Origin of the sequence: Nocardia sp. NPDC005745 (assembly GCF_040630775.1) — a bacterium.
GTDB lineage: Bacteria > Actinomycetota > Actinomycetes > Mycobacteriales > Mycobacteriaceae > Nocardia.
The window spans coordinates 34,826-57,914 of record NZ_JBEXYF010000028.1 but is presented as its reverse complement, the minus strand read 5'-3'; the positions used below and the strand labels follow the sequence as shown (position 1 = coordinate 57,914).

General features: G+C 69.7%; 21 protein-coding genes. 9 read left to right on the top strand and 12 right to left on the bottom strand.

The window, feature by feature from the left end; translation table 11 throughout:
- Window positions 1-57: 57 nt before the first annotated feature.
- A complete protein-coding gene (locus ABZ420_RS25965) occupies window positions 58-534 on the bottom strand; it encodes a YbaK/EbsC family protein (protein WP_357127635.1) in 477 nt (158 codons plus the stop codon).
- A 54-nt stretch (window positions 535-588) separates the two neighbouring features.
- The gene (locus tag ABZ420_RS25960) at window positions 589-909 is read right to left on the bottom strand and encodes a 2-oxo-4-hydroxy-4-carboxy-5-ureidoimidazoline decarboxylase (protein ID WP_357127632.1); all 321 of its coding nucleotides are present in this window, start codon (window positions 907-909) and stop codon (window positions 589-591) included.
- A gap of 193 nt (window positions 910-1,102) precedes the next feature.
- On the opposite strand from ABZ420_RS25960, the gene ABZ420_RS25955 reads away from it, so the two are divergent.
- Together ABZ420_RS25955 and ABZ420_RS25950 are read left to right on the top strand one after the other, a co-directional pair.
- Window positions 1,103-1,924 (top strand): crotonase/enoyl-CoA hydratase family protein, encoded by an 822-nt coding sequence (locus ABZ420_RS25955; protein WP_357127629.1) that lies wholly within the window; start codon window positions 1,103-1,105, stop codon window positions 1,922-1,924.
- Between the two features lie 186 nt (window positions 1,925-2,110).
- Window positions 2,111-2,353 (top strand): hypothetical protein, encoded by a 243-nt coding sequence (locus ABZ420_RS25950; RefSeq protein ID WP_357127626.1) that lies wholly within the window; start codon window positions 2,111-2,113, stop codon window positions 2,351-2,353.
- 123 nt (window positions 2,354-2,476) lie between these two features.
- Here the strand turns inward: ABZ420_RS25950 and ABZ420_RS25945 are convergent, their stop codons facing one another.
- The gene (locus ABZ420_RS25945) at window positions 2,477-2,968 is read right to left on the bottom strand and encodes an inorganic diphosphatase (protein ID WP_040864523.1); all 492 of its coding nucleotides are present in this window, start codon (window positions 2,966-2,968) and stop codon (window positions 2,477-2,479) included.
- Between the two features lie 217 nt (window positions 2,969-3,185).
- Between ABZ420_RS25945 and dacB the strand changes: the two genes are divergently transcribed.
- The 4 genes from dacB to hpt are packed head-to-tail and all read left to right on the top strand — an operon-like array spanning window position 3,186 to window position 7,497.
- Window positions 3,186-4,625 carry a D-alanyl-D-alanine carboxypeptidase/D-alanyl-D-alanine-endopeptidase gene (dacB, locus tag ABZ420_RS25940; RefSeq protein WP_357127743.1) on the top strand — a complete coding sequence of 480 codons (1,440 nt, stop codon included), beginning with the start codon at window positions 3,186-3,188 and terminating at the stop codon, window positions 4,623-4,625.
- Between the two features lie 13 nt (window positions 4,626-4,638).
- A complete protein-coding gene (locus ABZ420_RS25935) occupies window positions 4,639-5,748 on the top strand; it encodes a zinc-dependent metalloprotease (protein WP_357127623.1) in 1,110 nt (369 codons plus the stop codon).
- 56 nt (window positions 5,749-5,804) lie between these two features.
- Window positions 5,805-6,941 (top strand): tRNA lysidine(34) synthetase TilS, encoded by a 1,137-nt coding sequence (gene tilS / locus ABZ420_RS25930; protein WP_357127620.1) that lies wholly within the window; start codon window positions 5,805-5,807, stop codon window positions 6,939-6,941.
- Between the two features lies 1 nt (window position 6,942).
- Entirely contained in the window at window positions 6,943-7,497 is a 555-nt protein-coding gene (gene hpt, locus ABZ420_RS25925; RefSeq protein WP_040864524.1) for a hypoxanthine phosphoribosyltransferase, read from the top strand.
- A 3-nt stretch (window positions 7,498-7,500) separates the two neighbouring features.
- Here the strand turns inward: hpt and ABZ420_RS25920 are convergent, their stop codons facing one another.
- From ABZ420_RS25920 to ABZ420_RS25910, 3 genes are read right to left on the bottom strand one after another with little or no spacing between them, the layout of a single operon-like run.
- Window positions 7,501-8,217 (bottom strand): cyclase family protein, encoded by a 717-nt coding sequence (locus ABZ420_RS25920; protein WP_357127617.1) that lies wholly within the window; start codon window positions 8,215-8,217, stop codon window positions 7,501-7,503.
- Complete coding sequence (locus ABZ420_RS25915) at window positions 8,214-11,144, bottom strand: protein kinase (RefSeq protein ID WP_357127614.1); 2,931 nt, start codon at window positions 11,142-11,144, stop codon at window positions 8,214-8,216. Before ABZ420_RS25915 ends, ABZ420_RS25920 begins: the two co-directional genes overlap by 4 nt.
- On the bottom strand, window positions 11,141-13,705 hold the full coding sequence (locus ABZ420_RS25910) for a serine/threonine-protein kinase (RefSeq protein WP_357127611.1): 2,565 nt from the start codon (window positions 13,703-13,705) through the stop codon (window positions 11,141-11,143). The genes ABZ420_RS25915 and ABZ420_RS25910 overlap by 4 nt, the downstream gene beginning before the upstream one ends.
- 177 nt (window positions 13,706-13,882) lie before the next feature.
- Between ABZ420_RS25910 and ABZ420_RS25905 the strand changes: the two genes are divergently transcribed.
- Window positions 13,883-15,376 carry an amidase family protein gene (locus tag ABZ420_RS25905; protein WP_357127608.1) on the top strand — a complete coding sequence of 498 codons (1,494 nt, stop codon included), beginning with the start codon at window positions 13,883-13,885 and terminating at the stop codon, window positions 15,374-15,376.
- Here ABZ420_RS25905 and ABZ420_RS25900 read toward each other — a convergent pair.
- From ABZ420_RS25900 to ABZ420_RS25885, 4 genes are all read right to left on the bottom strand, one after another.
- The gene (locus ABZ420_RS25900; protein ID WP_040864525.1) at window positions 15,366-16,253 is read right to left on the bottom strand and encodes a LysR substrate-binding domain-containing protein; all 888 of its coding nucleotides are present in this window, start codon (window positions 16,251-16,253) and stop codon (window positions 15,366-15,368) included. The genes ABZ420_RS25905 and ABZ420_RS25900 overlap by 11 nt on opposite strands.
- Window positions 16,254-16,271: 18 nt before the next feature.
- Window positions 16,272-16,580, bottom strand: coding sequence for a hypothetical protein (locus ABZ420_RS25895; protein WP_357127604.1), 309 nt, complete (start codon window positions 16,578-16,580; stop codon window positions 16,272-16,274).
- A gap of 102 nt (window positions 16,581-16,682) precedes the next feature.
- Window positions 16,683-17,516: an SDR family oxidoreductase gene (locus ABZ420_RS25890; RefSeq protein WP_357127601.1), complete on the bottom strand. Its 834-nt coding sequence runs from the start codon at window positions 17,514-17,516 to the stop codon at window positions 16,683-16,685.
- On the bottom strand, window positions 17,513-19,114 hold the full coding sequence (locus ABZ420_RS25885) for an aldehyde dehydrogenase family protein (RefSeq protein ID WP_357127598.1): 1,602 nt from the start codon (window positions 19,112-19,114) through the stop codon (window positions 17,513-17,515). Before ABZ420_RS25885 ends, ABZ420_RS25890 begins: the two co-directional genes overlap by 4 nt.
- A gap of 186 nt (window positions 19,115-19,300) precedes the next feature.
- Here ABZ420_RS25885 and ABZ420_RS25880 point away from each other — a divergent pair, with 186 nt between their 5' ends.
- Window positions 19,301-20,614 carry a helix-turn-helix domain-containing protein gene (locus ABZ420_RS25880; RefSeq protein WP_357127595.1) on the top strand — a complete coding sequence of 438 codons (1,314 nt, stop codon included), beginning with the start codon at window positions 19,301-19,303 and terminating at the stop codon, window positions 20,612-20,614.
- Window positions 20,615-20,622: 8 nt separating this feature from the next.
- Here the strand turns inward: ABZ420_RS25880 and ABZ420_RS25875 are convergent, their stop codons facing one another.
- A complete protein-coding gene (locus ABZ420_RS25875; RefSeq protein WP_357043723.1) occupies window positions 20,623-20,886 on the bottom strand; it encodes a DUF2277 domain-containing protein in 264 nt (87 codons plus the stop codon).
- Window positions 20,887-21,045: 159 nt separating this feature from the next.
- Here ABZ420_RS25875 and ABZ420_RS25870 point away from each other — a divergent pair, with 159 nt between their 5' ends.
- Window positions 21,046-21,879, top strand: coding sequence for a DUF1266 domain-containing protein (locus ABZ420_RS25870; RefSeq protein ID WP_195078012.1), 834 nt, complete (start codon window positions 21,046-21,048; stop codon window positions 21,877-21,879).
- On the opposite strand, the gene ABZ420_RS25865 is transcribed toward ABZ420_RS25870, so the two are convergent.
- Window positions 21,859-22,803: a hypothetical protein gene (locus tag ABZ420_RS25865; RefSeq protein WP_357127592.1), complete on the bottom strand. Its 945-nt coding sequence runs from the start codon at window positions 22,801-22,803 to the stop codon at window positions 21,859-21,861. The genes ABZ420_RS25870 and ABZ420_RS25865 overlap by 21 nt on opposite strands.
- Window positions 22,804-23,089: the final 286 nt, after the last annotated feature.

Below are 23,089 nucleotides of genomic sequence, written 5' to 3'. Positions count from 1 at the left end.
CCGCGCGCGTCGCCACCGAACGCCGGAGCCCACCGAACTCGCCGCGACAATCTCGAGTCAGTCGACGTCGATCGGAAGACCCGCGGTGATCCGCAGCAATTCCGGGAACGACGTGCGGAAGATGGTGTTCGGATGCCCGCCCGCTGCCCACAGCTCCCGATGGCGCCCCAGCGCGCTGTCCACCCAGGTGGGCAGGTTGGTCGGGTGGCCGACCGGTGCGACGCCGCCGATGGGCTGACCGGTCACCGCCCGCACCACCTCGGCGGGGGCGCGGCTCAGCGTCCCGTCCAGGCGCGCGCCGGTCTTCGCCAGATCGACTTGGTGCGCTCCCGAGACCAGCAGCAGCACCGGGTCGTCGTCGAGCAGGAACACCAGTGATTTCGTGATCGCCCCCACGTCTACGCCGAGGGCCCGTGCGGCGTCCGCGGCGGTGTGGGTCGGCTCCGGCTGGGCGACGATGAGACCGTGATGGCCCCGGGAGATGAGGGTGTCCGCGACCCGGCAGGCGACCGGTGGCAATGACGACCTGCGCATCTCACCAGGGTAGAGCGATTGCCGTCGGTACGCCGGACAAGTCGCGCCGCCGGTTCAGTATTCCGGGTAGCCCTCGGCCGGCCCGAGCATCCCGGCGATTCGCTCGCGGGTGACCCGTGCCAGTTCGGCCATGCAATGCGACGAGACCGGTTCGTGCGCAATCCCTTCGAAGGCGCGATCCACGTCCCGCTGGGACAGCGCGAGCAGTTCGACATCGGCCTTGCTCAGCAGCGCGTCCCGATCCGGATAGGGGCGAGCGTCGGCCAGCGTCGCGGCCCACGTCACGTTGCAGCAGCACTCGTAGAGGGCATGAATCGCACGACCGCGCGGCAGACCGTTGAACCGGTCGAGGCCGATTCCCCGATGCATCAGCATGGTGTCCTCCGAAAACCGGCGAATGAGGTTTGCTGACTCGACCATGATCCGCTGAATCCCGAACCGGGAACCAGTGCGCCGCCGCGCAATTTGCACAGGATTTACACGCTGCGAGGTTTCGCGGCGAATCCTCGCACACCGAGCTCGCGCGGGCCGGGATACCCGCCCGGCGTGGTCTCGATACGCTGTACAAATGACTGATTGGCAGGCTTTCACCGTCGAAACCAAGGATCACGTCGCGCAGGTGACGTTGATCGGGCCCGGCAAGGGCAACGCGATGGGTCCCGACTTCTGGCGCGAGTTGCCGGAGGTCTTCCAGACGCTCGACGCCGACCCCGAGGTGCGCGCGATCGTGTTGACCGGCTCGGGCAAGCACTTCTCCTACGGTCTGGACCTGCCCGCGATGAGCGGCACGTTCGGTCCGCTCATGGCAGATCGCGCCCTGGCCGCGCCGCGCACCGACTTCCTCACCGACCTGCGCAAGATGCAGGCCTCGGTCACGGCGGTGGCGGACTGCCGCAAGCCGGTCATTGCCGCGGTGTCCGGCTGGTGCATCGGCGGCGGGCTCGACCTGATCGCGGCCGTCGACATCCGCTATGCCAGCGCCGACGCCAAGTTCAGCTTGCGCGAGGCCAAGGTCGCGATCGTCGCCGACATCGGTTCGCTGCACCGGCTGCCCGGCATCATCGGCGAGGGGCACCTGCGGGAGCTGGCCTACACCGCCAAGGACATCGACGCCGCGCGCGCGGAGAAGATCGGCCTGGTCAACGAGGTCTTCCCGGACCAGGAAGCGGCTCTGGACGCGGCACACGCCACCGCGCGCGAGATCGCCGCGAACCCGCCGCTGGTGGTGCAGGGCGTCAAGGATGTGCTGGATCAGCGCCGCAAGGACGAGGTCGCCGCGGGCCTGCGCTACGTCTCGGCGTGGAACGCCGCGTTCCTGCCGTCGGAGGACCTCACCGAGGCGATCAAGGCCGTCTTCGAAAAACGCGCGCCCGAATTCCGCGGTCAGTGACGCCCGCGGCGCGCCCGTACTCCGCGAGTGCGCCGTGCCGAGCCCCAAGGGTGGGTATCGAGGGTGGGCAAGGTGATTCGCCTCAGGGTTGCCTTGCCCTCACCCTAGGGGTGGCTGTGCGAGGCGCCGATCGTCCATATCGTTTGGGACGTCGGAAATTTCGCCTCGCATTCAGGAGCAAGAACAATGCGTATCAAGTCCATCCTCGCCGCTGGTCTGCTGGCCACCGCCGCCGTCGCCGGGGTGTCGACGGCTGCTTCGGCCTCGGCCGCGCCGGTTTACCAGGATGTCGCCTACGGCGGCACCTACATCGGTACCTACGCCACGCTGAACGCCTGCCGGGCCGACGGCGAGTCGCCCAGCACCGGCGGCTACTACTGGGAGTGCATCGAGTCCTGGGACGGCTACGACCTGTACATCTACTACTGAGCCACCTGACGCCGAGAAGGGGCATCCGGTTTCCGGGTGCCCCTTTTCATCTTTCGCGCCCGGGAAACGGAGCGGGGAGTCCGTGCCTACCGGACTCCCCGCTTTCGTTGTGCCCGAGGGCTTTCAGTGCCCGCCCTGGTCCTTCAGGCGCTGGATGGACGCCTCCACCTCGGCCTCGGCCTCGGCCCGTCCGACCCACTCCGAGCCCTTGACGAACTTGCCGGGCTCCAGGTCCTTGTAGCGCTCGAAGAAGTGCTTGATCGCGGCCAGCTCGAACTCCGGCACATCCTTCAGATCCTGGATGTGGTCCCAGCGCGGGTCGCCCGCGGGCACGCACAGGATCTTGTCGTCGCCGCCCGCCTCGTCGGTCATCTTGTACATAGCGACCGGACGGGCTTCCACGATCACGCCGGGGAACACCGAATCGGGCAGCAGGACCAGCGCGTCCAGCGGGTCACCGTCCTCGCCGAGGGTGTTCTCGATGTAGCCGTAGTCGGCGGGATAGACCATGGACGTGTACAGGAACCGGTCGAGCCGGACCCGGCCGGTCTCGTGATCGACTTCGTACTTGTTCCGGGAACCCTTGGGGATCTCGATAGTGACGTCGAACTCCACGCCATCTCCTTCGTGCATCGGTGCCGAGCTCGGCGACTCGGCTGCTTTTCGGCGACTGCCGACTCGGCCGCTGCGGACTGCGCCGACTCGCCAGGTTGTTCGGGGGAACGGTTGCGCAACGAGGATAGTGTGGGCGTCGCGGATATGGGTGCGGCAGGCGGCTGCTGCGGGAATCGGTCAGGAGAGCGGCGGCGACGTGTTTGGTGGCAACGAGAACATCGGTGGGCTGGCCGCCCGGCGGCGCCGCAACAGGTGGATCTGGATCTCGAGCACGGTGGTCGTCCTGATCGTCGCCGCCGCCGTGGCACTGCTCGCGGTGCGGCCGTGGACCGACGAGTTCCGGCACGGTGACCTCACCATCGCCGACCCGCCCGCTCCGGTCGAGCCGTCTCCGCAGGTCGGTCCCGCCCGCTCCACCGATTCCGCGCCGAGCCCGGCGGGGATCGCCGCCGCGCTCGCCCCGGTGATCGCCAATCCGGACCTCGGCGCGTTCGCGGGTCAGGTGACCGACGCCGACAGCGGGATCGTGCTGTGGAGCGGCGACGCGAACCGGCCGATGATCCCGTCGTCCACCGCGAAGATCCTCACCAGCGCGGCGGCCCTGCTCACGCTGCCCGGCGAGCACCGTCTGATCACGAAGGTGGTCGCGGGCGCTGCGCCGAACGAACTGGTACTGGTCGGCGGCGGCGACCCGACGCTCACCGCGCAACCGGACGGCAAGGGGTACTACCCGAACGGGCCGCGGCTGTCCGACCTGGTCACCCAGATCAAGTCGGCCGGGCGCGCGGTGGACACGATCGTAGTCAACACCTCCGCCTACACCGGCCCCACCATGGCGCAGGGCTGGGACCCGGTGGACATCCCCGAGGGCTCCATCGCCCCGATCGAGCCGGTGATGATCGACGGCGGCCGCTTGGAACCGCTCGTCGAGTACTCGCCGCGCACCGCGACGCCCGCTCTCGACGCTGGGCGGCGCTTGGCCGCCGATCTGGGGTTGGACCCGGCCAAGGTCCGCGCGGGCGCCGCGCCCGCCGGTGCGGCCGAGATCGCCTCCGTGCGCTCGGCGCCGCTGCGCGACCGATTGCGCGACATGATGGTCCACTCCGACAACGTGCTCGCCGAGGCGATCGGACGGGAGATCTCCACGGCCACCGGCGGCGAGGCGTCGTTCACCGGCGGGGCCACCGCGGTGCGCGCGGCGCTGAGCAAGGCCGGTTTCGATCTGTCCGGCCTGGATATGCACGACAGCAGCGGGCTTTCGGTGGACGACCGGATTCCCGCGCGGTTGCTCGACCGGGTCGTGGCGAGCGCGGCCGAGCCCACCGGCGCCACGGCGGTGAAACCGGCCGGTACCAAGGCCCAGCCGGAGAACGACCGGGTCGCGGCCACCTTGGCGCCGATGCTCGACGATCTGCCGGTCGCGGGTGCCACGGGCTCACTGACCAGCCGTTACGTCGCCCGGGACCGTCAGGGCGCGGGCTGGGTGCGGGCCAAGACCGGAACTCTGTCGGTGTCCAGCGCGTTGGTCGGGTATGTGCTGGACGCCGATGGGCGGGTGCTGACCTTCGCTTTGATGTCGAACGATCGACCGCCGGAGGTGAGCAGGCCCGCGTTGGACGCGATCGCAGGCACGCTGCGAAATTGTGGATGCTCCTGACGGGTGGTTGATCATGACCCAGCAAGGTTCCGAGGCAGCTGAATTCGGCTCCGCCGATGGGGTCGAGCGGCGAAAGGGCCGCTCGGGTCTGTCCGGCGTGGTCGATTGGCGCTTGGCCGCGAAAACCGGCTCCGCTCTGGTTCCGGCGGGTCCGCGCACGTCGCGCTACTCTGCCGAACAGGTGGTCGCCGAACTCGCCGATTCCTCGGTGCGGGCCGAGGCGCCGGTACGTGAGGTCAGCGGACTGCTGGACGACCGGCCGGTCCCTTCGGCCAGGATCGTCGACCGGCCGGGGTGGATCACGGCCGCCGCCGACTCGATGGCCCAGCTCACCGGGACCGGTGCGGCCGGGCCGGACCGCAAACTTCTCGCGGGCAAACCCGCCGGTGTGCAGGCGGGCGCGATGCTCGCCTTCCTGTCCACGGCGATTCTCGGTCAATACGACCCGTTCACAGGGGATGACGGCACCTTGCTGCTGGTGGCGCCGAACATCGTGGCCGTCGAGCGGGCCCTCGGGGTGTCGCCGAGCGACTTCCGGCTCTGGGTCTGCCTGCACGAGGTCACCCACCGGGTGCAGTTCTCCTCCGCGCCCTGGCTCGGGGACTACATGCGCGCCAACGTCGAGGTTCTCGGCGAGGTCGCCGAAGAGCCGGTGAGCGAGATGCTGTCCCGGCTGGTGGACGAGGTGCGCGACCGTCGTCGCGGGGCCGCCTCCGACGACCCGGCCGCGCGCGGTGTGGTCGGCCTGCTGCGTGCCACCCAGGCGCCGCCGCAGCGCGCGGCGCTGGATCGGCTGCTCATGCTCGGCACCCTGCTGGAAGGGCACGCCGACCACGTCATGGACGCGGTCGGCCCGGCGGTGGTCCCGTCGGTCGAGCAGATCCGCACCGCGTTCGACCAGCGGCGCAGGCGTCCGACCAACCCGGTGCAACGCCTCCTGCGCGCCCTGCTCGGCGTGGACGCGAAGGTCGCCCAATACGTGCGCGGCAAGAAGTTCGTCGACGAGGTGGTCGGCACCGTCGGGATGACGCGGTTCAACACGGTGTGGACCGATGCCGAGACGCTGCCGCGCACCGACGAGATCGAGCATCCGCGGCGCTGGATCGAGCGCGTGCTGGCCTGAGCGAGCGGGGCCACTGCGATGGATCGCCGGTCGCGGTCGGCCGGTAGGCTGCGCCCATGGGGCGTGCGCCAGGAACGACACCCGGGCGCTTCGGGTCGGAGACCGGGTCATCCGGTCCCGGGCGAGCGCCCGCCGCGGGTACCCCCCGGCGGCTGCCCGAGACCGCGGCCGTGCTCGCCGTCCGCAGGGCGGTCCGCGACTGGCTGAGCGTTTACGTGCCGCGCGAGACCGAAGAACAGGCAGTCGCGGTGGCTTTGTCCGGTGGCGCCGATTCGCTGGCACTGACCGCGGCGGCGGTGGTCGAGACGAACGCGGTCGACGCTCTGGTGGTCGATCATCGCTTACAACCGGGTTCCGGGACCGTCGCGGCCACAGCGGCCGCACAAGCCCTGGCCATGGGCTGCCGGTCTGCCCGCGTGCTCACGGTCGAGGTCGGCACCGAGGGCGGTGTGGAAGCCGCCGCCCGAAGGGCCCGCTATGCCGCGCTGGACTCGGCGCGCGCGAGCCTGCCGGTGCTGCTCGGGCACACCCTCGACGACCAGGCCGAAACGGTGCTGCTCGGGCTCGCGCGAGGCTCGGGTGGCCGCTCGATCCAAGGGATGGCCGCCTGCGCCGAGCCGTGGGGGCGGCCGTTGCTCGGCGTGCGCCGGGAGACCACCCGGCAGATGTGCGCCGATTTGGGCGTGACGCCGCACGACGATCCACACAACGCGGCGCCGGAGTTCACCAGGGTGCGGCTGCGCACCGAGGCGTTGCCGCTGCTGGAGCGGATTCTCGGCGGCGGGGTGGCCCCCGCGCTGGCACGCACGGCCGAGCAGTTGCGGGAGGACGGCGCCGTCCTGGACGCGCTCGCCGCCGAGCTGCGGCACACCGCGAGTGATGGGCGGGCGCTGGTGATCGAGACCCTCGCCACTGCGCCCGCGGCCCTCCGTAAACGGGCAATTCGGGCATGGCTGCTCGACAACGGAGCGAAAGCCCTGACCACCAAGCATTTACAGGCAGTCGACGAACTGGTTACGGCTTGGCGCGGGCAGGGTGGCGTGGCGGTCGGCGGAGGGCGGCCGGATTGCAGGTTGGTCGCCGGGCGTGAACATGGCAGGCTGACACTGAGGCTGGGCGAGGATGGCATCGGACCGATGAAGCAGACCCAACCGGCCCAACGGGCTCACCACCACGGAAGGGAATCCGGCTGACGTGTACGGGGACGACATCGCGTCGGTGCTGATCACCGAGGAACAGATCGCCGCCAAGACCCAGGAGCTGGCCGAACTCATCGCCAAGCGGTATCCGCCCGATGCTCCCGAGGGCGATCTGCTGCTGGTGGGTGTGCTCAAGGGCGCCATCTTCTTCATGACCGACCTGGCCAAGGCTTTGCCGATCCCGACCCAGATGGAGTTCATGGCCGTCTCGTCCTACGGGTCGTCGACCTCGTCCTCCGGCGTGGTGCGCATCATGAAGGACCTGGACAAGGACATCGCGGGCCGCAACGTCCTGATCGTCGAGGACATCATCGACTCCGGGCTCACGCTGTCCTGGCTCAAGCGCAACCTGTCCACCCGCAATCCGGCGTCGCTCGAGGTGGTCACCCTGCTGCGCAAGCCCGACGCGCTACGCACGCCCGTGGAGGTCGCGCACGTCGGCTTCGACATCCCGAACGAGTTCGTCGTGGGCTACGGCCTCGACTACGCGGAGCGCTACCGCGACCTGCCCTACATCGGCACTTTGGACCCGAAGGTCTACGGCGGCTGAGGCTCAGCCGGGCAGGATGCCGAAGATCGTTGCCGGAGAACCGGAACCGCCGCGGTAAAGCGGTCCGCCGACCAGCACCCACGCCCCGGTCGCGGGCAGCGCGGCCAGGTTCGCCAAGCATTCCAAGCTGATCCGGTGCTCGCCGTAGAGCAGCTTGGACACCGCGTACGTCTCGTCGACGCCCACATCGGGGCCGAACGTGTCGATGCCGAGCGCGCCACGACGGCCGAGCCTGCCGCCGCGCAGCAGCCATTCCACCGTCTCCACCGCGAAACCTGGTTGCCGACCGGCGGATTCACCCGTGCCGACGAATTCCGGCGTACCCCACTTGGCGTCCCAGCCGGTCCAGGCGATTATTGCCGCGCCGTCCGGAATCCGGCCGTGTCCGGCTTCCCACCGCGTCAGGTCGTCGACCGTGATCGCGTAGTCGCGATCGTTCGCGCAGCGTTGCCGCACATCGATCCGCACCGCGGGCAACAGCAGATCGTCCAGTTCCAGTTCGTGCGCGGCCAGCCCGTCGGCACGGAAATGAACCGGTGCGCCCCAATGGGTTCCGGTGTGTTCGCCCTGCTGGATATAGCGCAGGTGGTAGCCGTCGTCCGCGATCGTGGCCACCACGTCGGCGCGGAATTCCGGATCGCCCGGGTACAGCGGGGTGGTGACCGGATCGTGGACGTGCGAGAGGCTCACCAGTCGCCCGAACGGGCGCGGTGTGGTCATCGCGGACGCTGCGGGATCGCCCTGGCCAGCGCGAGCAGATCCGCTTCGAGGAGCCGGAAGAGTCGATAGGTCAGCACGAAAGCCAGGATGCCACCCACGCTCAGCACGCGCACCGGAACGATCACCAGTTCCAGGTCGGTGGCCTCGACGAAGGTCGCGCTCGCCACGCCCAGCAGCGGAACCGACGCCGCCACACCGAGATAGAGACTGCCGCGCCTGGCCAGCGCGCGCAGCTGACGTTCGTCGTCGCGACCGATACCGCCGCGCACCAGAAGTTGTGGATAGATCGAGCGCACCGCGTAGACCATGATCGGAAAGAACGGATAGGCCAGCGCGATCGCCGCGCACACCACTTGTGCCGCGAAGAAATGCAGGAAGGTGCCGCGCGGCAGCGCGACGCCGGAAGAGGCCAGTCCCAGCGGCCAGATGATGCCCGCGACCAGCCAGAAGCCGAAGGGTATCCACACCGCCCAGTCGCCCATCAGCAAGGTGTCTCGGCGCGCTTTCGCGAGCGTGCGCGCGGAATACCCGGAGCCGCGGCCGAGGCGGTAGGCGATGGTGAGCGGCCGCCGGGTCATGAACAGCAGCAGCAGTGCGGCGACCGGGAACGCGACGAGATTGTTGATCAGTCCCACCGCCGCGAACTTCTCCTGGTCCGCGGCCGACATCCGGTCGATGATCAGGCTCTGGTTCAGCCGGATGTTGTAGAAGCTGGCCAGCACGTTCGGCACGCCGACGCACAGCGCCGCGACCGGGAGCAGCCATGCGCGGGCTCGGTGGGCGAGGCTGTCGGGCGGGGGATCGACCAGGTCGCGAGCGCGGGCGTCCAGGCACAGGTCGAGCTGGCCCGCGAGCTCCGCGCCGCCGCGCCAGCGGCGTTCCGGATCGGCGTGCAGGCAATCCAGCAGCACGCGGCGCAGCGCGGCGGGGGTGTCTTCCGGCAGGCGCGCGAGCGCCTCCGCCGAGACGCCGCGGCGGCGCACCGCGAGCATCGCCGCGTACGTCTCGGTGGCGGGGCCGTCCTCGGTGAGCGGCGGATCGTCGAACGGAATAGCGCCCGTGAGCATCTCCCACAGCAGCACGCCGAGGGAGTACACGTCGCTGCCGTTGCCGGGGGCCGGCGCGGCGGGATCGAGGTAAACGGCCAGCTGCTCCGGCGAGCGGTAGGCCAGGGCGCCGGTCGCGCCGGGACCGTGCGGCGCCGAAGCGCGGGCCGCCTCGCCGAGAGCGAAGTCGGCCAGCTTCGGGATGCCCTCCGCGGTGAACAGCACGTTCGCCGGCTTGATGTCGTGGTGCAGCACGCCGTGGTGCTCGGCGTAGTCAAGGGCATCGGCCAACCGCCTGCCCACCCACGCCACGGTCTCCGGCCAGGTCAGGCGGGCGATCTCGGCACGAACGCTGGAATCCGACGGCCGGATCTCGCCCTTGGCCTCCATGGCGGTATCCAGCGCGCGCAGCAGCAGTGCGCCGCCCTCGGTCACCGAGCCGCGACGGCGTTGCTCGAGGAGACCGACCGCTGTGCCGCCCGGGAGGTACTGCATGTAGACCAGGCGCGGGGGGACGCTCGCGGGGGAGTCCGGTACGAACGGCGGTCGGGCGGGCGCGGAGCCGGTGTGGGTCGGCGGGCCCGCCACGGTCGCGTCTGGATCGATCGACTGGTCGACCACCGTCGCGTCCGGAGCGGCGAGAACCGCGGTGCCCTCACCGGATCCGGGGGGTCGCCCGGCAGCGTGCTCGGAGATCGGCGCACCGTCCCGGCGTGGGCGGGGCGTACCGGCGACTGCGGTGTCGTCACTGTCTTCTGGCGCGGTGAACGCATCGGCCGCCGCGGCGATCGTGGCGTCGTTCGTGCCGGATCGTCCGCTGCGTGTCGCGTCGGCCGGTTGGGTGTGGGGCTGGGCGATTGTGGCGTCGTCCGGGGTGGATCGTCGACTGCGTGTGGCGTCGGCCGGTTGGGTGTGGGGCTGGGCGATTGTCGCGTCGTCTGTGGTGGGCAGTTGGATGAGCGCCGCATCGGAACGGCGGGCATGAGGAGCGCTGGGTGGGGCGATTGTCGCGTCGTCCGTGGTGGACTGTCGGATGTGAGCTGTGTCGGCTCGCCGGGCGCTGGGCTGTGCGATCGTCGCGTCGTCGCCGGGGTGGCCCGGTGGGGCTCCGACCGTGGCGTCCGAATCCGCGAAGGAGAGTGGGCGGGCGGGCGGTGGCGCGGCGAGAGTCGCATCCGCGTCGGCTGTACCTGCGATGGCGTGGCCGCCGTTCGCGGGCGCACCGGCGACCGTCAGCGTGCGTGCGGCGTCGGCGCTGAGCACCCGCTGGTCGAAGACGCGCACGATGTGGGCGTGGTCGAGCTGGGCCATGGTGCGCGGAGCGGCCGCCCGGCCGGCCGAGAACCGCACGGCGACCAGCCGCTGCATGGAACGCTGCCTGGCCAGGAAGACGCGGCCGAGCAGCCCGGCGCCAAGATCGGTGATCAGGTCGAAGTCGTCGATTCGCAGACCGGGCGCCAGGTCGGCCAGCGCGGCGACGGCTTCGCTCGATTCGGCGTTCGTCCCCGCGTCGTCGGCGAAATCGGCGAGACGTTCGCGGATCGCGCCGGCGAACTCCGGATATTCGGCGAGGAAGTCCTCCAGCGGCAGCGATCCGAGTTCACGGCGCGCCAGGAATTCTTCGCACAGCAGATCGACCAGTTCCGGGCTGTCCGCCATTTCGGGGAATTCCTCGCGGTACTCCGCGATGTGTTTGCCGAGCCCCTCGTGTTCCCAGCGCCGCCGCATATCCACCCGGATCAGGTCGGCGAGAACCGCCAAGCGAACCTGCGTGCCGTCGGGTACGTAGTCGCGGATCTGCGGTGGCAACCGGTCGCCATGGACGCTGCGTTGCCAGTCGGCGGAGAACCGGGCGACGGCATGGGTACGGGGCAAGCTCACGCGGCGGTCTCCGCGGCGGTCTTGTTCGCTCGGGCGGACTTGCCCTCGGCGGACCTGCCCTCGGCGGGCTCCGTTACGGCGGATTCGGGATCGACCACCCGCTCCAGCGCCCGCAGATCCGCTTCCAGCGCACGGAAGATCAGATAGGTCCCCACGAACGCGATTATGCCGCCCACGCACAGCAGCCGGACCGCGAAGATGACCGACGGGATGTCGGACGGGGGCAGGAAGGTCACCCCGGCGACCGCGAGCAGCGGCACCGAGGCGGCCACCGCGAGGTAGCCGTTGCAGCGCCGGTCCAGGCCGCGCAGCCACACCGCGTCCTCCGGGCTGATGTCCCCGTGCCGGAGGAACAGCGGGTAGACGCACCGCACCATGTAGAAGGTCAGCAGGAAGAAGGGATACGCGACCGCCATCGCACCGCACACCACCAGTGACGAGAAGAAGTGCACCACGGAGCGCGTCGATATCCCTCCGGTCGAGACCTGTAGTGCGATCAGGAAGACCGGTCCGGCCAGCACCCACAGCGAGAAGGCCACGGCCACGGCTCGGTCGCCCATCAGCAGCGCGTCGCGTCTGGCACGCCGCAGGGTCTCCGGGTCGTATCGTCGCCCTTTGCGCAGGCCACGCGGCACCGTCAGCACGTATCTCGCCATGTACAGCACGAGCGCGATGCCGGTCGGGAAGAAGATGGCGTTCACGGCGCCGGTGATGATGAGGAAGGTCTGCTGGGCTTCCTCGGTCATCCGGCTGATGATCAGGTGTTGATTGTGCTGGATGTTGTACAGCGAGGCGAGCACGTTGGGCAGCGCCATCGCCGCCAGCGCCACCGGGACGATGTGCGGGCGCAGCCGGCGCCGCCAGCTGTTCGGCGCTGGGTCGACCAGCTCGCGGGCGCGCGCGTCCTGGCACATCTCCAGCTGCCTGGCCAGGATGGTGCCACTGGACCAGCGGTCGGCCCGGTCCGGGGCGAGACAGGTCCGCAATACGCGGCACAAGGCGGCCGGGCAGTCGGCCGGGACCCGCTCCAACGCGGCCTCGTCGACGCCGGCGCTGCGCCGCTCCAGCATGGCCTCCAGTGTGGTGTCGTCGCCTTGATTGCCCGCGCCCGCCGTCCGGTCGTCGAACGGCTTCGCGCCGGTCAGCAACTCCCAGAGCACCACGCCAAGCGAGTAGATGTCGGCACGGGTGTCCAGGTCGGCGGCGCTCCGGCCGAAGCTGGGGTGGCAGGCCTCCAGCTGTTCCGGCGACATGTAGGCCAGTGAGCCGCCGAAGTAGGCCACCGGGCTGGTGCCCTCCACATTACGGCTGAAGCTGATGTTGAAGTCGGCCAGTTTCGGCACGCCCTCGGCGGTGAGCAGCACGTTGGCCGGTTTCACGTCGCGGTGCAGCACGCCGTGCGTGGAGGCGTAGTCCAGCGCCTCGGCCAGCCTGCGACCCAGCCAGGCCACCGTCTCCGGCCAGCTCAGCTTCGCGATCTCGGCGCGCACACTGGAGTCGGTCGGCCGGATCTCGCCCTTCTCCTCCATGGCCGCGTCCACGGCGTCCAGCAGGAGCCGGCCGCTGCGCTCGGCGGGCGGGGTGGCGCGCACCCAGCGCAACACGCCCAGCAGCGTGCCACCCGGAAGGAACTGCATATAGAGCAGTCGCAGCCTGCGTGCGGCGCCCTCGGCGTCGTCGAGCAGCCGCTGGTCGAAGACCCGCACGATGTAGTCGTGGTCGAGCTGGGCCAGCGTCTGCGGCTCGGTGCCGTGGTCCAACGAGATCTTGACCGCGACCAGCCGTTGCAGCGAGCGCTGCCGGGCCAGGAAGACCCGGGCGAACGCGCCGCTGCCCAGACCGGTCAGCAGATCGAAGTCATCGATACGCTGACCGATCTCGATGCGGTCGAGCGGGTCGGAGCGGCCCGGCCCGGTCCCGATCGTCGTGGGCGCGGCGGTGGCCGTGCCCGTCAGATCGGCGGCGGTCGTTCTGGTCACCTCGGAATCACGAACAGACTCGGCGGTTCGGTTCAATGCGGTGTCGGCGAGGACCGATCCGGTATGCGCCAAAACGGTCCGGGAAGAATCCTCGGTGGTCGCGCGGCGGGTGCTCTGATCGATGTCGTCGGTGTTCAACAACTCGCGCAGTTGCTCGGCCTGACGCGGATATTCGCGCAGGCATTCGCGCGGATCCACTCGCTCGCCGCTCTGGCGGCGGATGACGAACTCCTCGTACACCAGACCGGCCGGAATATCGTCGGACGCGAGTTCGGGGAATTCGGCGCAGTAATCGGCCAAACGCAGCCGAGTGGCCGGTTCCGGCACGGTGCTCGTGGCCGTCACCGGGCGACGCAACCAGCGATGGCGCAAGTCGACGCGGATCAGCTCGAGCAATGCCTCGCGACGCAACGTGGTGGCGTCGGGCAGGTAATCGGCGATCGTCGGCGGGCGCCGGGTCGATTTCCATGCCGCCGAGAACGCCGCTACCGCGTCCGATTCGGCATGCGACAACTCGCCACCCCTCGGACGGGTGGAAACACCTGTGTCGGGATCGGAACTTCTTCCAGAGTTCGCACTCATGCTCGGACCTTGTGGCTCGGCGGACGCCGCGGAATCCGCATCGGTCGTTGTCGGATGGCCGGAAATTTCCGCCACACCCCACACCATCATCCCCCGTGCCGTATTCGAAATGATAACTTGCGGCACGACAGTGGATCACCCGATTTCGACAACGACGCGACGGGGGATGACCAGCACATGTCTGACGAGGCCGCAATCGTGGCGGACGGCTCGATATCGGCGGGACGCGCCGCGCCGCGAACAACCATTCCGAATGCGAAGACCAGCGAACCGGTCCTCATCCGACCGCTCGGGGCCGCCGCGGGCGTACGGCCGCAGAGCGCTCGGGAAGCCGAGGCCGGTCTCGAACGCGGTCCGGCCGCGACGATCGCGGCGTGCGTGCGAGACGGCCTGCTGCACCCCGGCCAGGTGGCCGCGGATGCCGGGACGCGGATCTCGGCGGCGGACCGCGAACACACCGCGTTCAGCGTTGTCCGGGCCGAACAGGCGATGGCCGAGTCGGTCGGTCTGATGGAGCGCGACGACCTCGATGTACTACCGCTGGCCGGTGTCCCGGTCGCGGTCGAACACGGCGTCCCGATCGCGGGCGAGCCGGTGCCCTGGGGCCCGGCAGCCGCCGCGGATCATCCGGTGGTGGCCAGGCTGCGTGCCGCGGGCGCGGTGGTCGTGGGCCACGTGGCGGCGCCCGAGCTGAGCCGATGGGTGACCAGCGCGGGCACGGAACCGGTCGTCCGCAATCCGTGGAACCCCGCACGCAACGCGGGAAGCGCGGCAGGCGCCGCCGTCGCGGCCGGGTTGGTCCCGGTAGCGCACGGCTGCGACGGCTTGGGCGCGGTGCGGGTCGCCGCGGCGTGCTGTGGCGTCTTCGGGATCAAGCCCGGGCAGTACACCGTCCCCGGTGCGGGCGCCTGGTCCGGATTGGTCGAAAGCGGTGTCCTCGCGACGAGCGTGGACGACGCCGCACTGGCGCTGTCGGTGCTGGCGGCGCGGCCGGACCTAGCCGAGGTGGATCCACCCGCCCGACTACGGATCGGACTGGCCGTGGATCCACCTTCTCGCCTGACGCGCGTCGACCCGCACTGGACGGCCGCGGCCCGCAGAGCGGCCTCGCTGGCCGCGGCGGCGGGCCATCTCGTCGAACCGACCGCGCTACCGTACGGAAACGCGCTGTTCGCGGCATCCCTACGCTGGCTGGCCCTCGGTGCACGCGATGCTCCCGCGCTACCCGAGCCCGACCAGCTATCCCGGAGAGCCCGGCATCGACTGGCCCTGGGCCGGACGGTGCATCGGTTACGGCTCGCGCGGCCCGCCCAGATCGACCGGGTCGAGGCGCGACTACTGGAGTTCTTCGAGCATTACGACGTGGTGATCACTCCCACGCTCGCCGCCCCGCCGCCCCCGGTGCGGGCCTGGCACTTCCGCAATCGGCCGGCCACGCTGCTGGCGGGCGCGCGGTTCGCCCCCTTCACTCCGCTATGGAATCTGGTCGGCTGGCCGGCCGCATCCGTCCCCATGGGTGAGCATCCTCGGTCGGCTACGCCGGTGGCGGCCCAGCTCGCCGGGCCGCCGGGCAGCGAATCCACCCTGCTACGGCTGGCCGCGCAATTGGAGGCCCACTATCCGTGGCAGCGCACGGCGCCCGCCACCACGGCGGGCCGATTCAGACGCTGACCGGCGATTGCTGCGCGGCGAATCCGCCCTCGACGGCCCGGCCCGCGAACTCGAGGATGGTCGGCCGGTTGTCGTCGGCCCGCCAGGCCACGGCCAGCTCGCACGGTGCGAGCCCCGACACGGGACGCGCGGTCAGCCCCGGCCAGCGGTACATCGGCACGTTGTTCTCGGCGAGCAGGCACACGCCGAGACCGAGGCTCACGGCCTCCAGCTTGTCCTCGGCGGTCGCGGCCTCGGCGCCGATCTTCGGCGGACGGCCCGCGCGTCCGTCATTGCCGAGCCAGAAATCGCGCACCGCACCGGCTTCGGTGGGCAGCGCGACGAACGGTTCGTCGAGCAGATCGGCGAACTCGATGGTCTCCGAGACGGCCAGTGGGTGGTTCTCCGGCAGCAGCACCCACCGCGGTTCGGTGCGCAGCACCTGCCAGCGATAGCGGCTCTGGTCCGGCAGCGGCAGCCAGACCAGAGCGAGGTCGGCCTGGCGTCCGGCGAGCCCGCTGGAGGGATCGGTCCATGAAGCGGCGTGCAGTGCGAGGCGATGCCCGCTCGCGCTCTCCAGATCGCTGAGCAGACCGCGACCCAGCGCGGACTGGATGCCGACGCGCAACACCTCGCCCGCCTCCTGGAGCGAGACGTTGGTGACCTCCCACAGCTCCAAGATCTTGCGGGCGCCTTCGAGCAGTTCCTTGCCCGCGACGGTCAGCGCGACACTGCGCTGGTTGCGGTCGAACAAGACCACGTCGAGCTGACGTTCCAGCTGACGGATCTGACGCGACAGGGTGGGTTGAGCGATGTGCAGCCGCTGAGCGGCGTTGGTGAAGTGCAGTTCCTCAGCGACGGCGACGAAATACCGCAGGTCGCGCAAATGCGGGTCCATAGCCCCTTGCTATCAGAATCAGTCCGGAATTTCCAGGCTTATCAGGCCGAAAAGTTCGGATACGGGTGCCGAAACAGTCGGCAGGTTTGTTAGGGACAGCATATTGCCTGCGATGGTGTTGCGCATCAACCGGTTGGCGAATTCTCGGCATGCGTGCAGCTGTTGCCCTCCTGCCGTCATAGTTGGGCAGTTGACCAGCATGAATGAGGTCTTTCCCGGAGGGGTGATGGCGGATTGTGGCCATCTCGGCGGGTGTCGATCACCGGCTGAAAATTTGCCGCTGGCCGTCTGGTCGATGTAATCGAGACCTCGCGTGATTTTCCTCACATGGCTGGGGCGAACGGCGCTCGAAGTGTTGCTCGCGGTACAAAGCGAGGCGCCGCGACCGAGACGAATCCCGGCCGCGGCGCCTCGGCTCCGCGCTGTGTTTCACACCCCGCGGGCGCGCTCCTCGTAGGCCTTGCGCTTGTCCGCGTCGACGTCGGCGAGGAAGGCGCGGCCGGACCCGAGCGCCCGGCCGATGCCGTCCCCGACCGCTTCCGGCAGCAGCCCGACGAACTGGGAGATGAACCCGGCCACCGCGGTAACCCTGACCTTCGACTTCGGTGCGACGATCAGCTTCGCGACGGCGTCGGCGATCTCCTCCGGTTCGGCGGCGCGCATCAGCTTGGGCGCGGTGACGCCGGAGCCCAATTCGGTGTTGGTCAGCGTGGGCAGCACCGAGGAGAAGCGCACGCCGGTGCCGCGGTACTCCTCCCGCAGCGTGTCGGTGAATCCCAGCACCGCGTGCTTGCTGGCGTTGTAGGTGGCCAGACCCGGGATGTGGGCCTCACCGGCCAGCGAGGCGATGTTGATGATGTGCCCGCTGCCGCGCGGCAGCATCCGGCGCAGCGCCAGTTTGGAGCCCAGGATCACGCCATAGACGTTGATGTCCAGGATGCGCTTGGTCAGCGGATCCGGCTCGTCCACCAGCTTGCCGGTCGGCATGATGCCCGCGTTGTTGATCAGCACGTCGATCGGGCCGAGGGTGCGCTCCACCTCGTCCAGAAACCCGTCGAACGAATCCTGATCGGTCACGTCGAGCCTGCCGTAGAGCTCGAAGCCGCGTGCCGTGCCCGACTCCTTGACCGTGGTCTCGTCGATGTCGCCGATCGCGATCTGCGCGCCGAGGGCTTGCAGGGCGGTCGCGGTGGCGAGCCCGATGCCGCGGGCGCCACCGGTGATGACGACGACCTTGCCGCGGATCTGCTTCGCTTCGGTCACTTGTCGCCTCCCTTCAGCTTCAACAGGGCCGGAAGGTCGAGGCGGCGCAGGCCGCGCGCCCCCGCCGCACGCATCGCGCCGAGTGCGAACAGCAGCTTCGGCATCGAGTACGGGTACCAGAACAGTTCCTTCTGCTGGGTCGGCAGGATCGGCGTGGTGATCGCCTGCTGGCGGCAGTACTTGCGCACGCCGTTCGCACCGCCCCAGCGGGCGCCGACACCGGACAGGCCCCAGCCGCCCATCGGCAGGGCATAGCTGAACAGATTGGCGAAGACGTCGTTGATGTTGACCGCACCGGCGTCGAGTTGCCGTGCGATCCGCTCGCCCCGCTTTTTGTCGCCGGTCCACACCGACGCCGAGAGGCCGTAGACGGAGTCGTTGGCCAGCCGTACCGCCTCGGACTCGTCGGCCACCTTCATCACCGGCAGCGTCGGGCCGAAGGTCTCCTCGGTGACGCAGGACATGGAGTGATCGACGTCCACCAGCACGGTCGGCTCGAAGGCGGTGCCGAATCCGGCCCGCTTGCCGCCGGTGAGGACCTTTGCGCCCGCCGCGACGGCCTCCTCGACGTGGCGTTGCACGATCGCCACCTGGTTCTCGTTGGCCAGCGCTCCCACGTCGTATTCGGAATCGCGACCGTCCAGGCCCTGCCGCAGCGCCTTGACGTTGGCGGTGAGCTTGGCGACGAACTCGTCGTACACCGGTGCCTCGACGTACACCCGCTCCACCGAGATGCAGACCTGGCCGGAGTTGAACATGCCGCCGAAGGCGATGCCGTGCGCGGCGCGCTCGAGGTCGGCGTCGGCCAAGACGATGGCCGGGTCCTTGCCGCCCAGTTCCAGGCTGTAGGGCACCATCCGTTCCACGCAGGCGGCCGCGATCTTGCGGCCGGTCGCGGTGGAGCCGGTGAACTGGATGTAGTCGGCGTTGCCGACCACGGCCGCTCCGGTCGCACCCGCACCGGTGACCACCGCGAAGACCGGCGGCGCGCCGATCTCGGCCCAGCCCTTGGCCAGTTCGAGCGCCGAGAGCGGGGTCACCTCGGAGGGCTTGAGGATGACGGCCGCCCCGGCGGCGAGGGCGGGGAAGACGTCCATCACCGGCATGGCCAACGGGAAATTCCACGGTGTGATGACGCCGACCACCGGATAGGGCCGGTAGACCGTGGTCAGCCGCTTGACGCGGGCCAGCGGGCTGTGCGGCGAGGGGTGATCGTCGGCCAGGAACTTCGCAGCGCGGCGGGCGTAGTAGCCGATCAGATCGGTCGCGAAACCGGGGTCGATCAGGGCGTCCACCCGGGGCTTCGCGGTTTCCGACTGCAATACGGTGGCCAGCCGGTCGGTGTTGTCGATCAACCAGTCCTGGAACTTCAGCAGCCAGACCTTGCGTCCTTCGGGGCCGATCGCCTCCCATTCCGGCTGATACAGCCGCAGTTCGCGGACCTTGGCCGCGACCGCGTCCGCGGTCTCGTCCGGCACCGTGCCGACGACCTCGCCCGTGCCGGGATTGCGCACCTCGATGACGGCGGGACCGTCCTTCTTCGCGGTCGTTTCGCGTGCCTGCGCCTCGGTCGCGGGCGCTGGTTCGGTGTTGGTCACTGCTGTTCTCCCACTGACGTTGTGTTGAACCGCGGTCTGCTGACTGCTGTGAGGCAGGCCACTGAACTATGATCGTGACACAATCCGAACCAAGTTTCTTGGCCCGAATTGTCAAGGAAAATAGGCAAATTTGGTTTCTTGGTACAAAGAGTGGCGAAGCATCCGCCGAGCCGAAGGAGAAGCGCGATGACCGGTGGTCCGCCACGGGGCGGCGCGGTCCGGCCGAGCCCGGCGCCCGACGAAGTGCGCGACTGGCTGGCCGAATACGTCTACGAGACGACACGCGCGGAAGTGCTGGAGCGGATCGTCACCCGGCTCGACGACGTGATCATCGCGCGCATCCCCGAACTCGCCGATCGCGATATGCGCCGCGACCTCGCGGCCAGCACCCGGGCGCACGCCAGGATCGTGCTCAGCCGCCTGGCCAGCGACGCCTTCGAGTTCTCGCTGCCGGAGGAGGCGCACGCGTTCGCGCGCAGCGTGGCCCGCCGCGGCTTCGAGTTGCGGCTGCTGCTGCGGGTCTATCACGTGGGCATGGAGGCGGTGCTTGACTACATGACCGAGGTCGTCGAGCAGCGGCAGGCCACGCCGGAACTCGAGCGCGTGGTGCTGCTGCGGCTGTTCGACCGGGCCACGAAGTGGATAAGCACCTCGGTCGAGTTGCTCACCGACACCTACATGGAGGAACGCGAGCAGGTCTTGCGCGCCGCGCTCAACCGGCGCGCCGAGACGGTGCGCGCCCTGCTGGACGGCGACGACGTGGACGTCGAGCAGGCGTCGGTGCGGCTGGGATACCGCCTGTCGCAGCGGCACTTGGCCTTCGTGCTGTGGACCGACGAGCCGACCGGCGAGCCCACCGGTGCGGACGCGGAGGCGACCGGGCTGTTGGATCGGGTCGCGGCGCGGCTGGCCGCCGCACTGGGCAGCGCGCGGGTGCTCACCGTTGCGTCCGGCGCCAGCGCGATGTGGGCGTGGGCGGGTACGGACGACGGAGAACACGGCGCCGAACTCGCGGCGCCGGGCGAAGTGGAGCGGCTGGCCGCGGTGCAGGTCGAGGCGCCGGTGCGGGTGGCGTTCGGCGTGCCCGCCGGGGGGATCGCGGGCTTCCGCCGCAGTCATCGTGAGGCGGTCGCCGCGCGGCAGGTCGCCGAGCGCGCGCCCGCGGGCGGTCCTCGGGTCACGGGCTATCGAACGGTGGAGATCGCCTATCTCGCCGGCGCGGACGAAGCGGCCATGCGCGGGCTGGTCGAGCGGGAACTCGGCGCACTTGCCGGGCGCGACGCGCACGCCGCGCGGCTGCGCGAGACGCTGCACGCCTATCTGCGCAGCCAACGCAGCCCGGAGGCCACCGCGAAGGTGCTCGGTGTGCACAAGAACACGGTCCGCTACCGCGTGCAGCGGATCGAACAACTACTGGGATATCCGATCGAGGAGCGTGGCCTGCCGCTGGAGATCGCACTGGTGTGCGTCGCCGTCTACGGCACGGACGCCCTGCCCTGAACCGCCGGCTAGTCGCCCACGGCCTCGCGGGCGGCGATGCGGCGCAGCGGTGGCTCGGTGGTCGGCGCCACCCTCCGGTCGGGTAACTCGGCGAGCAAGGTGGTGGTCGCCTCTGCGATGGCCGCGACGGCCTTGTCGACGGCCGCTTTGGTGGTCGAGCTCAGGCCGGACACGCCACCGACCTTGCGCACGTACTGCAGTGCGGCGGCATAGATTTCCTGCTCGGTTGCGGCAGGTTCCAGACCACGCAGGACGGTGATGTTTCTACACATGCGAGCACACTAGCCCCAGATCACGACATGCGTCAGGGCAAGAAGTAACCGAGGCCGAAATCGATTCGCCCGCTGGACGCCCCCGGGTCCGCTGCGGCGACATCGGCGCCATCCGCGAATACCGCGCGTCGGCCGCGCGGGATGGGGAACAATCGGGGCATGTCTTCGCGCGGTGTACCCACCTTGACGACCTTTCCGTACGCGGAGTTGGACGAGCGAGAGGAAGACCATTGGTCCGGCGCCGCGGTATCCGACGACGAATTGCGGGCGTTGGCCCTCGGTGCCTTCTACTCGGCGCGCTGGGACGCGTTCCACGACGCGCTGCTGCTCGGCCCGGAACGGGCGCATCCGCTCGGCGATCGGCGCGAGCTGGCCATCGATACGCTCACCGGTGCGTGGGGCATCACCGACGGCACCGAGGCGCAGGCGTCGATGGAGCAGTTGCTCGACGGCATGCACGCCCCGCTCTACGCGCTGGTGCACCCGCTGGTGACGGCCTCGATCAACGCCAGCGAGCGCGATCGGTTCGGTGAGCGCGCCGACCGGCACCGGGCGTTCCTGCGGCAGGTCGGCGCGTTTCGGGGGATGGACAATCCGGAGGCGCTGGTCCGCGACTACGACATCTGGTCGCAGGCGATCAAGATCGGATTCACCGACCATCTGGCGCGGCCGCTGCCCAGCGACATCCACGCCTGGGATCTGGCCCGGGTGGTCGCGGTGGCCAGGATGGCCTACACGGCCGGGTACCTCGATGCCGACGTGGCCTGGAGTTATCTGGCGCGCGCCCTCCCGCTGGCGCAGAGCAAGTACCGTAACTGGCGCCAGTTCGGCGACGCCTATCTCACCGGCTGGACCTATTGGCAGGCCTGTGAGGACCTGGCGGAGCTGAAGAACGGCGGCGTCGACCGCCGCAAGGAGTTGCTGCGACTGTGGCTGCGCCCGACCAGCCCGTGGCGGCGGATCGCGCTGAACTCAGCTCCCGTCGGGGAGTGAGCGCAGGATTCCGCGGCCGTAGCGCTGGAACTGGGCGTCGTCGACCATGCCGAGGGAGTGCCGCTCGACCAGCAGTTCCCACTCCGAGTACAACTGGGCCACACCGGGATCGGCGGAGCCCGCGGCGCCGTCGGCGGACTCCCGGCGCACCGCGAAGTTCACCGCGCAGGTGACCCGATCGGTGTCGGCGCGGTCGGCGCCCGAGAAATACAGCGTTCGGCTGCCGTCGTGCACCTCGATGCCGGTCGCGCCGCGTCCGGGACCGATCTCGCCGCGGCCCGCGGCCGGGGTGTCGGTGACCCGGGCCCACACGACCACCGGAATCGGGAGTTCGTGCGCGTAACGGCCGTCGCCAATGGCGACGAACAGCAGCCGCGCCGTGGTGGCGGCGAGCAGGCCGGGACCGCTGCCCGCGGGCGGGTGCGCGACCGCGATCGCGGTCTCCAGGACGTACTCGTCCGGCGTCACGTAACGATGCAGAGCCGCTATCGCCTGCTTCGCGTCGCGGCGGGGAGACATTCTGCGCGTCGCCCGCTCCACGTCAGCGCGGATGGGACCGCCGCGGCCCCAGGTGGGCGCGGGCGGGCACAGATCCGGCGCCGCGACGTCGATGCGCTGGGTGGCCATGATCTGCGTATTGAGTCGGTCGACGATCTCGGTGGCCGCCGGAACGTCGTGTTCGGCGATCAGGACCGGCAGCGGGGTGCGGTCCGCGGGCACGCCGGTGAGCACGGGCGTCGGGTAACGCAGATAGATCTCGATGACGACCGCGTCGTCCGCGCGCCGGTTCAGCCGGACCTTCAGCAGGTCGGAGACCGGGACATCGAGCACGCGCTCGCCGTCGGACCCTGGTCGCAGGACGATCAGCCTGCCGCCGCCGTGACGCAGTATCGCTGTAGGTGTCCGTAACTCGACTATGTCCATACCCCCTGCGCTCGTGTCTGGTCTGCGGCGCTCCCGGGGCCTTCGTGGTTTGCGAGCTACCGCCTACGTGCCCGTCGCTCGCGCCGCGATGTTGTGTCGTCGCTCACGATAGGCCGAACATGCCATGATTGTTGCCACTTGGAGGAAGCCGGACCGGAGACATCGGGAACCACCGTCGTTCCCCGGCCGTTTACCTCGTTAACTGCACCTGCAGCCGAACTGTGCGATGTATCGAGTAGACCGTACGCGGTAACGTGGCTTGTCCGCATCCGAACCCCGCGGAACC

Bases quoted from the DNA above. Each gene is read 5' to 3' on its own strand.
- ABZ420_RS25870 (WP_195078012.1), top strand. From the start codon at position 21,046: ATGTCTTCGCGCGGTGTACCCACCTTGACGACCTTTCCGTACGCGGAG.
- ABZ420_RS25935 (WP_357127623.1), top strand. From the start codon at position 4,639: ATGACCCAGCAAGGTTCCGAGGCAGCTGAATTCGGCTCCGCCGATGGG.
- ABZ420_RS25900 (WP_040864525.1), bottom strand. From the start codon at position 16,253: ATGGACCCGCATTTGCGCGACCTGCGGTATTTCGTCGCCGTCGCTGAG.
- ABZ420_RS25905 (WP_357127608.1), top strand. From the start codon at position 13,883: ATGTCTGACGAGGCCGCAATCGTGGCGGACGGCTCGATATCGGCGGGA.
- ABZ420_RS25955 (WP_357127629.1), top strand. From the start codon at position 1,103: ATGACTGATTGGCAGGCTTTCACCGTCGAAACCAAGGATCACGTCGCG.
- ABZ420_RS25960 (WP_357127632.1), bottom strand. From the start codon at position 909: ATGCTGATGCATCGGGGAATCGGCCTCGACCGGTTCAACGGTCTGCCG.
- ABZ420_RS25950 (WP_357127626.1), top strand. From the start codon at position 2,111: ATGCGTATCAAGTCCATCCTCGCCGCTGGTCTGCTGGCCACCGCCGCC.
- ABZ420_RS25880 (WP_357127595.1), top strand. From the start codon at position 19,301: ATGACCGGTGGTCCGCCACGGGGCGGCGCGGTCCGGCCGAGCCCGGCG.
- ABZ420_RS25965 (WP_357127635.1), bottom strand. From the start codon at position 534: ATGCGCAGGTCGTCATTGCCACCGGTCGCCTGCCGGGTCGCGGACACC.
- ABZ420_RS25875 (WP_357043723.1), bottom strand. From the start codon at position 20,886: ATGTGTAGAAACATCACCGTCCTGCGTGGTCTGGAACCTGCCGCAACC.
- ABZ420_RS25920 (WP_357127617.1), bottom strand. From the start codon at position 8,217: ATGACCACACCGCGCCCGTTCGGGCGACTGGTGAGCCTCTCGCACGTC.
- tilS (WP_357127620.1), top strand. From the start codon at position 5,805: ATGGGGCGTGCGCCAGGAACGACACCCGGGCGCTTCGGGTCGGAGACC.
- ABZ420_RS25910 (WP_357127611.1), bottom strand. From the start codon at position 13,705: ATGAGTGCGAACTCTGGAAGAAGTTCCGATCCCGACACAGGTGTTTCC.
- ABZ420_RS25865 (WP_357127592.1), bottom strand. From the start codon at position 22,803: ATGGACATAGTCGAGTTACGGACACCTACAGCGATACTGCGTCACGGC.